The sequence below is a fragment of the Zoogloea sp. genome (assembly GCF_017302315.1).
In the GTDB taxonomy this organism is placed as follows: Bacteria; Pseudomonadota; Gammaproteobacteria; order Burkholderiales; family Rhodocyclaceae; genus Zoogloea.
Map to the genome: position 1 here is coordinate 16,669 of NZ_JAFLDT010000053.1, position 13,292 is coordinate 29,960.

Below are 13,292 nucleotides of genomic sequence, written 5' to 3' on the forward strand. Positions count from 1 at the left end.
GGCCGACGAGTCGCCTCTGTCGGCCTCAGGTTCCTGACGCGGCGCGTCGAGAGATTACTTGGCGGTATAGACTGCCTTGCCGGACGCGTCCTTCATGCCAGCCCAAGAGGCACGGATCAGCTTGACGGTGACATCGGGCATCGGAACATAGTCCAGATCAGACGCGAGCTTGGAGCCATTCTTGTAAGCCCAGTCGAAGAACTGCAGCGCCTCGGCGGCCTGGGCCGGCTTGTCCTGCACCTTGTGCATCAGCACGAAGGTGGCACCGGTGATGGGCCAGCTGCTCTTGCCCGGCTTGTCGGTCAGGATTTCGTAGAAGGCGCTCTTGCTCCAGTCAGCGCCAGCGGCAGCGGCCTTGAAGTTCTCGTCATCGGGCAGCACGAAGTTGCCATCCTTGTTCTTCATCGACGCGAAGGTCAGCTTGTTCTGCTTGGCGTAGGCGTACTCCACATAGCCGATGGCGCCCGGCAGCTTCTGGACGAAGGCGGACACACCTTCGTTGCCCTTGCCACCCAGACCCAGGGGCCACTGCACGGCGGAGCCTTCCTTGACCTTCTCCTTCCACTCGGCGCTGACCTTGGAGAGGTAGTTGGTGAAGATGAAGGTGGTACCGGAGCCATCTGCGCGGCGCACCACGCCGATGTCAGTCGCGGGCAGGTTCAGGCCGGGGTTGAGAGCAACCAGGGCGGGATCGTTCCACTTGTTGATCTTGCCCAGGTAAATATTGGCAAGAATCTCACCCGTGAGCTTCAGCTCGCCCGGCTTCACGCCAGGAACGTTCACAACGGGCACAACGCCGCCGATCACGGTCGGGAACTGCTGCAGACCATCCTTCTCAAGCTGCTCGGGAGTCAGGGGCATGTCGGAGGCGCCGAAATCCACCGTCTTGGCGTTGATCTGCTTGATACCGCCGCTCGAACCGATGGACTGGTAATTCACCTTGCTGCCCGTGGCCTTGTGGTAGGCATCGGCCCACTTGGAATAGATCGGAGCAGGAAAGGAAGCACCCGCACCGGTGATGTCGGAAGCCAGAGCGGACGTCGCCATAACGACACCGGCGGTAGCAATAAGGGAGCGGGAAACGGCTTTCAGCATGAAATTCTCCTGAGACTTGGGGTAAGGACAAAAGCGGATTGCGGCGCCAATGCAAGGCGATTTGCCGCTTTCATCACAGCACCGGAGACTAGCCTTCCAATGTGACGATACTGTGACAAGTCATCTTCGAACGCCAACAATCTGTGCACTGCAGCATCCATTGTCTCGCAGCCTTTGCAGGACGGCGCCCGGTTCTCTGCGGCGCGGACGATGCACTGTCATCATCCCTTCACATGCTTTGCACACCATTGCGGTCTCGCCAGCCCTTCAATCAGGAGACCTTCATGTCATTGCGTCCCGGCCAGACCCCCGCCATTTCCCCGCTCAACGATGGTGAAAGCACCAATCCGTCGGCCAATACCCATATCCAGGACATCATTGACGCCCGCCTCAGCCGCCGCGGTGTCCTCAAAGGGGGCATCGCCGCATCCACCACTGCCCTTTTCAGCAGCCTCGGCCTGAGCGCTTGCGGCGGCAGCGGCAGCGACAAGGATGACGCGCTGGCGCTCAGTTTCGACGCCGTCGCCAAGAACAAGAACGACGTGGTCACCGTACCCGCCGGCTACGAGGTGAGCATTCTTCACGCCCTCGGCGACCCCCTCACCCTCACCGACGCAAGCTGGGCCAACAATGGCAGCGAAAGCGCCGAGTCCTACAATCGTCGCGTCGGTGATGGCCACGACGGCATGCACTACTTCGGCCTCTCCGATGCCGGCACCTACAGTGCATCCCGCGCTGATCGCGGCCTGCTGTGCGTCAATCACGAATACGTGGTCGGCCCCAATGCCCTGCACCCCAACGGCCGCACCGCCGGCAGCGCCCGCGTGGCCTCCGAAGTGGAGAAGGAAATCTACGCCCACGGCGTCAGCATCAGCGAGATCAAGCGCAATAGCTCCGGCAACGCCATGACTGTCGTGCGTGGCTCCGCCTTCAACCGCCGCGTCACCTCCGCCACGCCGATGGCCTTCAGCGGCCCGGCCCGCGGCAACGCCCTGCTGCAGACCAAGTATTCTCCGGACGGCACCACCACCCGCGGCACCAACAACAACTGCGGCAATGGCTACACCCCCTGGGGCACCTACCTGACCTGTGAAGAGAACTTCACCAACGTGATCGGCCGCGCCACCGGCGACAATGCCAAACGCACTGCCAAGGAGATCACCGGCCTGAATCGCTACGGCATGACCGATGGCCGCAAGAGCCCCTACCTCTGGGATACCGCCGGCAGCGACGACCTCTTCGTGCGCTGGAGCGCCTCCGTCACCGGCGCCAGCGCCGCCGAGGACTATCGCAACACCTTCAACACCTTTGGCTGGATCGTCGAAATCGACCCCTTCAACCCGAGCTCGACCCCGGTGAAGTACACCGGCCTGGGCCGTTTTGCCCACGAAGGCTGCTGGCCCTGCAAGGCCGTCGCGGGCAAGCCCGTGGTGTTCTACATGGGTGATGACTCCCGTAACGAGTACATCTACAAGTTCGTGTCCAAGGCCCTCTGGGATGCCGCCGACGTGGGCAAGGGCCACACCGCCGGCGCCAAGTACATGAGCGAGGGCACGCTTTACGTGGCCAAGTTCAACAGCGACGGCTCCGGCACCTGGGTTGAACTCACCCATGGCAAGAATGGCCTGACCGCCAGCAACACCACCTATCCCTTCGCCGACCAGGCCGACGTGCTCGTCCACGCCCGCCTTGCCGGTGATGTGATCGGCGCCACCAAGATGGACCGCCCGGAATGGGGTGCAGTGAATCCGATGAATGGTGAGGTCTACATGACACTCACCAACAACAGCAACCGGGTCTCCCCCACTGCCACCCCCACCGGCAGCCAGCTCAAGCCGGACACCGCCAATCCGCGCTACTACGAAGACATCAAGGGCGGCACCACCTCCCAGAAGGGCAACCCCAACGGCCACATCATCCGCTGGCGCGAAACCGGTGGCGACCCGGCTGCCACCACCTTCGCCTGGGATATCTACCTGTTCGGCGCCGAAGCCACGGCCGCCGCAGATGTGAACCTTTCCGGCCTCACCGCGGTGAATGATTTCTCCAGCCCGGACGGCCTGTGGTTCGACCAGAACGGTCTGCTGTGGATCGAAACCGACGATGGCGCCTACACCGACGTGACCAACTGCATGCTGCTCGCGGCCATCCCCGGCAAGGTGGGCGATGGCTCCGCGGTCACCGCCGCCGGTGGCACCCCGACCATCAAGGGCGCCAACGCCACCGAGGCCACCGTGCGCCGCTTCCTGGTTGGCCCGAAGGAATGCGAAATCACCGGTGTCGCCATGACGCCCGACCGCAAGACGCTGTTCATCAACGTCCAGCACCCGGGTGAAGAAGGCAGCCTGACTTCCCCCACCAGCGCCTGGCCCGCCAGCCAGACAGACGCCACTTCCACCAAGCGCCCGCGCTCGGCCACTGTGGTCATCACCCGCAGCAACGGCGGCGAAATCGCCGTCTGAGGTTCAGTCAGTCCCACGTTTCATCCTCAGCCATCCCTTCAGCCCTCCACCTTGCGGTGGGGGGTTTTTTTTGGTCAAGACGGACCATTCCGGTCAAGCCTGCGATTGAGCATGGGCCGGCGGTGGAAAAGGGATGTGTGCGTGCTTGAGTGAAAAACGACAGTGGCCCCGATCGGGGCCACTCGGCGCACAGGGCCGGCGCCCTGGCGGAAATGAAAGGCTGGCGCCTGCGAAACGGGATCAGCTCGTCCAGGCAATCACGTCGGCGTCGTCCAGAGCCCGGCTGCGGGCGGTGTGCTCGACCCGCTCGACGATCTCGTATCGCTCGGCGGCCTGCGCCTCGCTCAGGTAGCCCCGGGTCAGAAACACACGGCGCAAGGATGCTTGTTGTGCGTCCTCAGACTTCTCTCGTACAAAAAAGCGATATACGGTTTCCGTGCTCATGCTGTCCTCCATGGTTTGTGCCGAAACTCGCTGACGCGCGGATCTTACCCCTGGAGGACCATGCCATGAAGCTAATTGATCACCCTGCTACCGTGGCAACGAAGTGCGGGCCGCGTCGTTCAACGGCAGGCCTCCACCGCCAGCGCCCCCCCAAAAAAATCGGGAATCCAGACCCGGCCAGGGGAGACCGCAGCGACCGTTAGGCGACAGGTCAAACTGCGGTCTTGAGCGTCGCGGAAGACGCTCAGCGAATCAACTGCGCCAATCCCGCCTTGCCCATCGGCGCCTCGGCCAGCCAGGGAATCAGTGCGCAGCGGCCTGCCAGGTCGTCGGCCACCCGCCGTATGAACGGCACCTCATAGCGCCCGCGCTGACTCAGCAGGGGGTCGGTGGTACCACTTGCGAGCAGGGCTTGGTTGATGACCCAGGCGTAGGGTTTGATCCCCGCCCTGCCCAGATCACCCTGCAGGCGCTCCGCCTCATGCACCGGCGTGGCTTCGGGCAGCGTCACAATCAGGACATGGGTATATGCGGGATCGCGCAAGCGTGGCAGTAACTGACGAACCGATTCCGGCATGTCACCCTGGGTACGCATGACTTCCCGATGGTAGGCCTCGGCCGCATCAAGCAGCAGGATGGTATGGCCCGTCGGCGCGGTATCCAGAACAACGAAGCCATCCTTGCCTTCATCCACCGTGCGGGCAAACGCACGAAACACCGCAATCTCCTCGGTACAGGGGGACCGCAGGTCTTCCTCCAGCATCGCCAGGGCGCCCGAATCAAGGCTCTTGCCTGCCTTGGCGAGAACTTCCGCCGTATAGTCCGCCACTTCCCGACGGGGATCGATGCGGGTGACGGAAAGGCCCGGGATGGCGCCATCCAGCGTCGCGGCTACGTGGGCAGCCGGATCGGTCGTGGACAGCACAACCTTGCCGCCACGCTCGGCGAGGGCCACGGCAATCGCCGCGGCGACCACGGTCTTGCCGACACCGCCTTTCCCCATGGTCATCACGACACCGTGGCCGATGCAGGCCATCTCATCCACCAACCCGGCCAACCCTGGCGGCAAGGGTATGGACGGCATGCCTTCCAACGGGGCGGGCGCAGAAGTGTCGGGATGCGCCATCAGACGCAGCGCGTCCAGGCCCACCGTGCCCCTCGGCAGGAAGGGAATTGTGCAGCGGGACAGCCCGGCAAGCGCAACCGGCATCTGCGCCAGGGCATCGGCGGCACGACGCGACATGGCCGCGGCGATGGCATCCTCGCTTTGCGCCACGGCAAAGAGCCCGTTGACGGCCAGCATCTGATTGTGGATGCCCAGCTCCGCCAGTTCCCCCCGCGTGCGTTCGGCTTCCCGCAGGGAGGCGGCTTCCGGCCGGCTGACCAGGATCACCGTCGTTTCCGCCGGGCTCGACAGGCGCGCCACTGTTGCGGCATACAGCGATTTCTGCTTCTCGAGGCCCGCCAAGGGACCAAGGCAGGATGCACCGCCGGTGGATGAGGAAATGAACTCCCCCCACGCGGACGGCAGCGTGAGCAGGCGCAGCGTGTGGCCGGTAGGCGCCGTGTCGAAGATGACGTGATCGAACTCCGCCGTCGCTGTCGGGTCGCCGAGTAGTTTGGAGAACTCGTCAAACGCGGCAATCTCCACCGTACACGCGCCCGAGAATTGCTCTTCCATGCTCTGGATGGCGGCTGCGGGCAGAATGCCGCGGTACGGCGCGACCATCCGCTCGCGGTAGGCATGGGCCGCCGCCTCCGGATCGATGTTGAGGGCACACAAGTTGGGCGCATCGGGGACGGCGGTCGGCGCCCGCCCCAGGGGCACACCCAACACCTCATCCAGATTGGAGGCCGGGTCGGTGCTCACGATCAGAACCCGTTTGCCAGCTTCTGCCAGCGCCATACCGGTTGCACAGGACAGGGATGTCTTGCCGACACCCCCCTTCCCGGTAAAGAACAGATATCGCGTTTCTATGTGAGGCAGGGCCATGATCTGTGTCCCCGAATCAGCAACAACCGGACTTCGGGTCGCAACAGCCGCCCGCCGCGCTGATCCTGACCCGCTGCGTCTCCTCGGTCGTGAGTGCGATGCCCAGCTTCTGCACCAGTTGCTCGCGCGTTGGATACATGCCGGTGGACACGATGTGGCCGTCCACCACCACCACGGGCAGCCGGTCGATGCCGGCTTCCATTTCCTTGACCACGGACGGGTTGGCGGCAAAGGCTTGGGGCTCCTGGCCGAGGTTGTAGCGGCTCACGCTCACACCATGCGCCTCCACCCACTTCAGGTCGGCAGCAAACCGGGCCAGTATGGGGTCCACGTCCACACCGCACACGCCGGTAGAACAGCACATGGCCGGATCAAACACTTCGAGCTTCTTCATGCTGGTTCCTTCAAAAAGTTTCAGCGGGCTTCGTACCAGCCCTTGGACGCATTGACGACCTTCACCACCAGCAGCATCACCGGCACCTCTATGAGAACACCCACCACGGTGGCCAGCGCTGCGCCTGATTCAAAACCGAAAAGACTGATTGCCGCCGCCACGGCAAGCTCAAAGAAGTTGGACGCGCCAATCAGCGCCGACGGACAGGCCACGCGGTGCGTCTCTCCCACGGCGCGATTGAGCCAGTACGCGAGGGCCGAGTTGAAGAAAACCTGGATCAGGATGGGGACCGCCAGGAGTGCGATAACCAAGGGTTGCGCCAGGATGGCCTTGCCCTGGAATGCGAAGAGCAGCACCAGCGTGGCCAACAGGGCCGAGATGGACCAGGGACCAATCCGCTCCATGGTCGCATCGAAAACCGCCTGCCCCCTGGCGAGCAAGGCCTTGCGCCATACCTGTGCAAGGGCCACGGGAATCACGATGTAGAGCACCACCGACGTGAGCAGGGTATCCCAGGGCACGGTGATGGCGGATATGCCCAGCAGCAAGCCCACCAGAGGTGCAAAAGCGAAAACCATGATCGTGTCGTTCAAGGCCACCTGGGACAGGGTGAACAAGGGGTCTCCGTCGGTCAGCTTGCTCCAGACGAAAACCATGGCCGTGCACGGTGCCGCTGCGAGAAGAATGAGCCCGGCCACGTAGCTGTCCAGTTGATCGGCCGGCAGCAGGGGGGCGAACAGGTGACGGATGAACAGCCAGCCCAGGAAAGCCATCGAGAAGGGCTTCACCAGCCAGTTTACGAAGAGGGTCACGCCGATACCGCGGACGTGCTGCTTGATCGTGTGCAGCGCGCCGAAATCCACCTTGACCAGCATCGGGATGATCATTACCCAGATCAGCAGCCCCACCGGCAGATTGACCTGGGCCACCTCGAGTCGGCCGATGCGCTGGAACACGCCGGGCGCGAACTGGCCCAGACCGATGCCCACCACGATACACAGGAAGACCCATACCGTCAGGTAGCGCTCGAAGACACTCATTGGCGCCCCAGCAGCCCGCTTGGCAGTTGTTTCACATTGGGAAGACATGCAATTGCCTCACAAGCCAAGCGCGTTGCGGACAGCCGGCACCAGGCGGGCGCGGATGTCGTCCCGGACAGTGATGAAGCGCTCAAGCGGCTCACCGTGGGGATCGTGGAAGCCCACGTGGATACGCGGCACCGGGCGTGGAAAGATGGGACAGGTTTCCCGCGCGTTGTCGCAGACGCTGAACACCAGATCGATCTCCTGGTCCATGACCGCTTCGACCGTCTTTGGGTGCAGGCCATCGGTGGGCAGGCCCGCGAGCTGAAGCGCCTCAATGGCGCCATCGGCGACCTTGGGCTGGGGCTCGGTGCCGGCGGATATCGCCCGAACGAGACCGGCGAGATCGTGATTGAGTATGGCCTCACCCATCTGGGAACGGCAGGAGTTACCAGTGCATAGCACCAGGACAGTCTTAAGTCGGGACATGTTTCTTTTCTCGCAATGGCGGGTCATTCACCCGTGTTGCCAAGTCTTCCGATGGCACTCAGTTCATGCTGCAGGGACAGGGCATCGAGCTTGTCGAGCGGCAGACTCGTAAACAGTGCGATACGCCGATTCAACATCAGCGCAGCCATCGACACCGCGTGTCGCAAGGCGTCTTCGCCGCCCTCGGCGGCGACCGGATCCTCAATGCCCCAGTGGGCGGTCATGGGTTGCCCCGGCCACACCGGACACACTTCGCCGGCAGCGTTGTCACAGACCGTAATCACAAAATCGAGCTTAGGAGCGCCCGGTGCCGCAAACTCGTCCCAGCTCTTGCTGCGCAGCCCCTCCGTGGGCAAACCTTGCTTCTCGATCCACTCCAGGACGAATGGATTGACCTTGCCAGCCGGATGACTTCCCGCGCTGTGCGCCGTAAAACGCCCCTTGCTCGCGGCATTGAGGATGGATTCCGCGAGAATGCTGCGAGCAGAGTTACCGGTGCAAAGAAAGAGGACGTTCAGGGTTCGATCAGTCACGATGGCTCCTTTGTTGAAGAAGTGTCTTCCGCGAGCGTGCGGCGCTTCGCGGTGGTGTCGCAAGCTGCGGTCTTTGGCAAGCAGGCTTTGCCTTGACAGCAATTGCTGGTGAGGAAGGCAATGAGCTCGTCCATGGTTGCGTACTCGGCGCAATAGCGGATGAAGCGGCTCTCTTTCTGCCCCCGAATCAACCCGACCCGGCTCAGATGAGCGAGGTGGAACGACAGGGTCGGCGCGGGCAAGCCCAGCTTCTCCCCGATCGTGCTGGCGACAAGCCCGTCGGGACCGGCCTCCACCAGCAGGCGGAAGACACTTAAGCGGGACTCATGACCAAGCGCGGCAAGCAGTTCGGCGGCGTTTAATGTTTCCATACTTCCATTATTATCGAATAATGGAATGAAACGTGTGAACTTTATGTTGCACTACCGCCTCACAACCCCGACGCCCGACCACTCTCGCCCGAGCGCCTTTCCCGCCATTCGCCGACATTGACGTTCGGAAAGCCCCGGGGCACCCAAAGAAAACGGGCACCCGAAGGTGCCCGCTTTTCAAACCCGGAAGGAACCGGATCAGAAGGTGTGACGCAGACCGAAGGACAAGCCGGAAACGGTACCGCCGACGGCGTTGGCGCCGCCCGGCAGGGAGCCGGTGCGGATGCCGGCAGCGTTGATGCCGAAGTCGTAGGTGGCAGCCTTGTCGTTGTTGACCATGGCGTAGGTGGCCTTCAGCATGGTGCGCTTGGACAGGCTGTGCTCGACGCCGATTTCGAACAACTTGGCGCCGGTGTCGTCGGAGCTGGAGCCATTGACCTTCAGGTCACGGGCAACGTACACCTGACCCAGCAGCTTGGAGGCCGGGGTCACGTTGAAGGTGGCGCCAAGGCCATAGACGGCCTGGGTAACCTTGTTGCCGCCGAAGTTGTCGGCACGGGCCAGATCGAACAGGGCACGCACAGAAGCCATACCGAAGTTGAAGCTACCACCGATGCGCAGGTCGCTCACCTTCAGGTCGGCAGCGTTGCCGACGGACACGGCGTTGTAGGTCACGGCAGCCATGGCCGGGCCGTTGGCGTACTTCACGCCCACGTCGTAGCCGGTGGTGTTGGCAGCGGCCAGACCGTTCAGCGCCTTGTTCTCGTTAGCCACATAGGCCACGGTGGCGTTCAGGCCGCCGAAGCTGGGCGAGACGTAGGCAATGGCATTCTTCCAGCGGGTATCGAAGATCGACGCGCAGGTGGAGTTGCGGGCGCAGGTGGAGCCGCCAGCGTAGTTGCCGCTGGTATCGGTGGTGCCGAGCAGGTTATTGCCCAGCTTGCCGATCAGGGCGGTGTTGGCACCGATGCCGGTGGCGCCGGCATTCACGTCCACAGCGCTGCCCAGGGCACGGGTCGGGCCGGTGAGGTTGCCCAGCACCACGGTACCGAAGCCACCGGCCAGGCCGACGTAGCTGTCACGGGTGGCACCGAGGGAGCCGGTGTTGTCAAAGCCGACAGAGCTTTCGAACTGGAACACGGCGGTCAGGCCGTTGCCCAGGCTCTCGGCGCCCTTGAAGCCCAGCAGGGAGGAGTTGGTGGACACGCGGGTGGTGTTGCCCAGCTCGTTGTTGGCATCACCGCTGATGCGAACCACATCGAAGGAGGCGTCGGCAACGCCGTAGACGGTCACGTTGGCCTGAGCGAAGGCGCCCGTGGAAGCAAGGCCGGCAACAGCCAGAGCGATCATTTTCTTTTGCATGTGTTACTCCTTGTGATTGAGGACTGGCACGCGCCGCTGCTGCGGGGCCGACCAATTTCACCTGTTTGAACCGCTGCCCGCATTGGGAATCCACACGAGGTAATACGTTGCAGTCGATTCAGGCAGGCCGAAACCTACAGAGAGCAGGTTGCAGGTTCGTTGCACCGTTGTGACAACGCAACCCTTTTGAGACACCCAAAAAAGCGACAAATCATTTTCTTATCAATAACTTAAAAGTATGCTTTTCGACATCCATCGAGTACCAACAGAGACTTCGTGTTGCGCAAATACAACAATCATTCCAGCAAGTGGTCGAATCCCCGGCGCCTGACACGCGCCATCGGCGTCAACGCAACCCAGCAGGATGTTGTCCTGTTCGCGGAACGGATCACGCCGAGCCGCACAGTTTCACGTTGGGGCCTCTGCAATCGGTTCGGGCATCTTTATGATCAAGGCTTGAGCCCCGTACAGGAGTCAATCCCATGTCTGCCACCGACCTCCTTGCCCGAAGCCTGTCGAAAGTACGTGCGCTGGTCAGTGCCGGCCAGCGCCCCCGGGACGCGTCCGAAAGGGATATCGCGCGCCTTCGCCAACAGCTCCAGGAATGTGCCGAAAGCCGCGGCGGCGAGGTATCCACCCGCCAGCGCGCCGCACGCCTCGCCGAAGCCTACCTGCGCCTCAACGACAACGGCCGGCAGCGCTTTCTACTGATGATCGCCCTGGAGTTCGGACCCGACCCGGCCCGGGTGGCCAAGGCCCACGAGGCCTATCAGGCTGCGGTGGGCAGCGCTGGCCAGTGGGATGCGGAGGCCCACCTGCGTGGCGCCATGCGCTCGCGCCGGCTGCGCATCCTGACCCAGTTCAACGCCATCCCCCAGGGTGTCAAATTCCTGGTGGACATGCGCGCCGACCTGCTCCGCTACCTGCCCGACGAGCCCCTGCTCAAGCCCCTCGACCGGGAGCTGGAAAACCGCCTGTCGGCGTGGTTCGACGTGGGCTTCCTGGAACTTCAGCGCATCACCTGGCAATCCCCCGCGGCCCTGCTGGAAAAACTCGTCCAGTACGAGGCCGTGCACGAGATCCGTTCCTGGGACGACCTGAAGAACCGCCTCGACTCGGATCGCCGGTGCTACGCCTTCTTCCATCCACGCATGCCCCTGGAGCCTTTGATTTTCGTGCAGGTGGCCCTGGTGGACGCCCTGGCCGACGACGTGCAGAAGCTGCTCGACATCAACGCCCCGCTGGCCGATGCCAACCGCGCCACCACGGCGATCTTCTATTCCATCAGCGCCACCCAGGACGGGCTGCGCGGAGTGTCCTTCGGCAACTTCCTGCTCAAGCGGGTGGTGGAAGATCTCCAGCGGGACTTCCCCAAACTGAAGACCTTCTCCACCCTGTCACCGATTCCCGGCCTGATGTCATGGGTGCGGCGCAATCCGGCCGACGCCGCCGCTGTTTTCACCGAGTCCGACCGCAAGCGGCTGGTGGCCGCAGGCATTGAGGGCGACGTGGAGAGTGTATGGACACGCCTGCCCGGCGATGGTCGCTGGGCCACCGACAAGGCCCTCGCCCGGGCCTTGCGCGACCCGCTGCTGCGGCTGGCCGCCCACTATCTGCTCAACGCCCGCCGCGACGGCAAGCCGGTCGACCCCGTGGCCCGCTTCCACCTGGGCAATGGCGCCCGGGTGGAGAGGCTGAACTGGCTGGCCGACACCTCGCCCAAGGGTTTCGACCAGTCCCTGGGCATCATGGTGAATTATCTCTATGACCCGGAGCGGATCGAGAACAACGTGGAAGCCTTCAGCAGCGATGGTGAGGTGGATGCCGCCGCGGCCGTGCGCCGCATGGCACGCCAGCCCTGAACGCCCCGCTCCCGGGGCGCAGGGCGATCACATGCCCAGGGAATTGAGGAGGTCGTCGGTATCGTTCCCCGTAGCCGACGCCATGGGCGGCGCGGCGTCGGCCTGCCCCCGCCCGGCCTGATCGAAGAGGGCGTCGGGGTCCTGGGCCTCCTGGGCATCGAAGTCGTAGAGCTTGATGAACTCGGTGCGATCCACCGCCAGCTCCAGGTAGAAGATGTTGCCGCCACCGGTATAGAAGGTCACCCGGCGAGCCTCGGGTTGATCCAGATGGGTATCCACACTCAGCATGACCTGCTTGTTGAGCACCAGCATCTTCGGCTGATTCTGGGTGATATGGGTCTGCAACTCGCGCCGTACCTTGCCGGTAAAGTCGCCGACGATCTGATTCATCAGCTCACCCATCACGTTGCCCACCTCGTCGGTGGTGTGACTGCTCGCCAGATCCTCCCTGGCCATGCCCATGTTCAGCATGTAGCGCTCGTAGAGCTCCATGGCGGCAAGAGACGAGAAGTTGATGATCACGAGGCCCGAGAAACCGCCGTCAAAGAGCACAAAGCAGCCAATATCCGGCTTTAGGCAGGTCTTGGTGATGCGCTGGACCATGGCGGAAAAATGGATCTGGCTCCCGGACGCCGCGGTGAGAACCTTGCTCACCGAGTTGCACAGGCTGATCAGCAGGTCTTCGGTACCGAATACGACTGGGTTCTCTGGTGAGTTCATGGCGTGGCGTGGGTTCCTAAGCAGTCAGTTGGCGTATCGATAACGGTTCACGGCCCGGCCATCGCGAGCTTGAGCCCCAAACCGGGGCCACCGTCACCGGGCGGAAACATTCAACCGCTATCTTCCGCGCCATCCTGTCCCCCCTACGCCCCATCCGCGGGGCCTGCTTCTGCCATGGCATCCCCCGAAGCTCCTCCTGCCCTCCGTCTCCACCCATTCCGTGTCCTTGCCCGCATCGTGCTCCTGCCCTTGCTGGCCCTGGGCCTTTGTGCCTGTACCCCCCGCCAGCTCGTACTGGACGAGCTGGCCAACAGCCTGGCCAGCCAGGGGCAGTCCGCCGAGGACGATCCCGATCTGGCACGGGATGCCGCCCCCTTCTACCTCAAGCTGTCCGAGTCGGTGCTCCGGGAGCAGCCCGGCCACCTGCCCCTGGCCGGTGCCGTAGCGGGCGGCTTCACCCAATACGCCTATGCCTTCGTGGCCTTCGAGGCCGACCGCCTTGAGGCCACCAACGCCCGGGCGGCGGCGCACCTGCGCACGCGGGC

At 63.3% G+C, this 13,292-nt stretch carries 13 protein-coding genes; 3 read left to right on the forward strand and 10 right to left on the reverse strand.

Annotation, left to right across the window (positions count from 1 at the left end):
• Positions 1–54: 54 nt before the first annotated feature.
• A complete protein-coding gene (gene pstS, locus J0L98_RS14910) occupies positions 55–1,095 on the reverse strand; it encodes a phosphate ABC transporter substrate-binding protein PstS (RefSeq protein ID WP_296412557.1) in 1,041 nt (346 codons plus the stop codon).
• 284 nt (positions 1,096–1,379) lie between these two features.
• Between pstS and J0L98_RS14915 the strand changes: the two genes are divergently transcribed.
• On the forward strand, positions 1,380–3,557 hold the full coding sequence (locus tag J0L98_RS14915; protein ID WP_296412558.1) for a PhoX family phosphatase: 2,178 nt from the start codon (positions 1,380–1,382) through the stop codon (positions 3,555–3,557).
• Positions 3,558–3,797: 240 nt separating this feature from the next.
• On the opposite strand, the gene J0L98_RS14920 is transcribed toward J0L98_RS14915, so the two are convergent.
• The 8 genes from J0L98_RS14920 to J0L98_RS14955 form a co-directional block, all read right to left on the reverse strand.
• On the reverse strand, positions 3,798–4,001 hold the full coding sequence (locus J0L98_RS14920) for a hypothetical protein (RefSeq protein ID WP_296412559.1): 204 nt from the start codon (positions 3,999–4,001) through the stop codon (positions 3,798–3,800).
• A gap of 244 nt (positions 4,002–4,245) precedes the next feature.
• Positions 4,246–5,994, reverse strand: coding sequence for an arsenical pump-driving ATPase (gene arsA, locus J0L98_RS14925; protein ID WP_296412560.1), 1,749 nt, complete (start codon positions 5,992–5,994; stop codon positions 4,246–4,248).
• 16 nt (positions 5,995–6,010) lie between these two features.
• Complete coding sequence (arsD, locus tag J0L98_RS14930; RefSeq protein ID WP_296412561.1) at positions 6,011–6,388, reverse strand: arsenite efflux transporter metallochaperone ArsD; 378 nt, start codon at positions 6,386–6,388, stop codon at positions 6,011–6,013.
• Between the two features lie 20 nt (positions 6,389–6,408).
• Positions 6,409–7,476 carry an ACR3 family arsenite efflux transporter gene (arsB, locus tag J0L98_RS14935; protein WP_296412562.1) on the reverse strand — a complete coding sequence of 356 codons (1,068 nt, stop codon included), beginning with the start codon at positions 7,474–7,476 and terminating at the stop codon, positions 6,409–6,411.
• Between the two features lie 9 nt (positions 7,477–7,485).
• The gene (locus J0L98_RS14940; RefSeq protein WP_296412563.1) at positions 7,486–7,899 is read right to left on the reverse strand and encodes an arsenate reductase ArsC; all 414 of its coding nucleotides are present in this window, start codon (positions 7,897–7,899) and stop codon (positions 7,486–7,488) included.
• A 23-nt stretch (positions 7,900–7,922) separates the two neighbouring features.
• Complete coding sequence (locus J0L98_RS14945; protein WP_296412571.1) at positions 7,923–8,435, reverse strand: arsenate reductase ArsC; 513 nt, start codon at positions 8,433–8,435, stop codon at positions 7,923–7,925.
• A complete protein-coding gene (locus J0L98_RS14950) occupies positions 8,429–8,803 on the reverse strand; it encodes a helix-turn-helix domain-containing protein (protein ID WP_296412564.1) in 375 nt (124 codons plus the stop codon). The genes J0L98_RS14945 and J0L98_RS14950 overlap by 7 nt, the downstream gene beginning before the upstream one ends.
• 198 nt (positions 8,804–9,001) lie before the next feature.
• Positions 9,002–10,165: a porin gene (locus tag J0L98_RS14955; RefSeq protein ID WP_296412565.1), complete on the reverse strand. Its 1,164-nt coding sequence runs from the start codon at positions 10,163–10,165 to the stop codon at positions 9,002–9,004.
• Between the two features lie 482 nt (positions 10,166–10,647).
• Here J0L98_RS14955 and J0L98_RS14960 point away from each other — a divergent pair, with 482 nt between their 5' ends.
• Positions 10,648–12,027 (forward strand): malonyl-CoA decarboxylase, encoded by a 1,380-nt coding sequence (locus J0L98_RS14960; RefSeq protein ID WP_296412566.1) that lies wholly within the window; start codon positions 10,648–10,650, stop codon positions 12,025–12,027.
• Positions 12,028–12,054: 27 nt separating this feature from the next.
• On the opposite strand, the gene J0L98_RS14965 is transcribed toward J0L98_RS14960, so the two are convergent.
• Positions 12,055–12,747, reverse strand: a complete 693-nt coding sequence (locus J0L98_RS14965) for a DUF3334 family protein (RefSeq protein WP_296412567.1) — start codon at positions 12,745–12,747, stop codon at positions 12,055–12,057.
• 174 nt (positions 12,748–12,921) lie between these two features.
• Here J0L98_RS14965 and J0L98_RS14970 point away from each other — a divergent pair.
• Positions 12,922–13,292 (forward strand): TRAP transporter TatT component family protein (locus J0L98_RS14970; protein ID WP_296412568.1); only part of this gene is annotated, 371 nt, incomplete at its 3' end.

Coding starts and splice junctions, on each gene's coding strand:
- pstS (WP_296412557.1), bottom strand. CDS start 1,095: ATGCTGAAAGCCGTTTCCCGCTCCCTTATTGCTACCGCCGGTGTCGTT.
- J0L98_RS14915 (WP_296412558.1), top strand. CDS start 1,380: ATGTCATTGCGTCCCGGCCAGACCCCCGCCATTTCCCCGCTCAACGAT.
- J0L98_RS14920 (WP_296412559.1), bottom strand. CDS start 4,001: ATGAGCACGGAAACCGTATATCGCTTTTTTGTACGAGAGAAGTCTGAG.
- arsA (WP_296412560.1), bottom strand. CDS start 5,994: ATGGCCCTGCCTCACATAGAAACGCGATATCTGTTCTTTACCGGGAAG.
- arsD (WP_296412561.1), bottom strand. CDS start 6,388: ATGAAGAAGCTCGAAGTGTTTGATCCGGCCATGTGCTGTTCTACCGGC.
- arsB (WP_296412562.1), bottom strand. CDS start 7,476: ATGTCTTCCCAATGTGAAACAACTGCCAAGCGGGCTGCTGGGGCGCCA.
- J0L98_RS14940 (WP_296412563.1), bottom strand. CDS start 7,899: ATGTCCCGACTTAAGACTGTCCTGGTGCTATGCACTGGTAACTCCTGC.
- J0L98_RS14950 (WP_296412564.1), bottom strand. CDS start 8,803: ATGGAAACATTAAACGCCGCCGAACTGCTTGCCGCGCTTGGTCATGAG.
- J0L98_RS14955 (WP_296412565.1), bottom strand. CDS start 10,165: ATGCAAAAGAAAATGATCGCTCTGGCTGTTGCCGGCCTTGCTTCCACG.
- J0L98_RS14960 (WP_296412566.1), top strand. CDS start 10,648: ATGTCTGCCACCGACCTCCTTGCCCGAAGCCTGTCGAAAGTACGTGCG.
- J0L98_RS14965 (WP_296412567.1), bottom strand. CDS start 12,747: ATGAACTCACCAGAGAACCCAGTCGTATTCGGTACCGAAGACCTGCTG.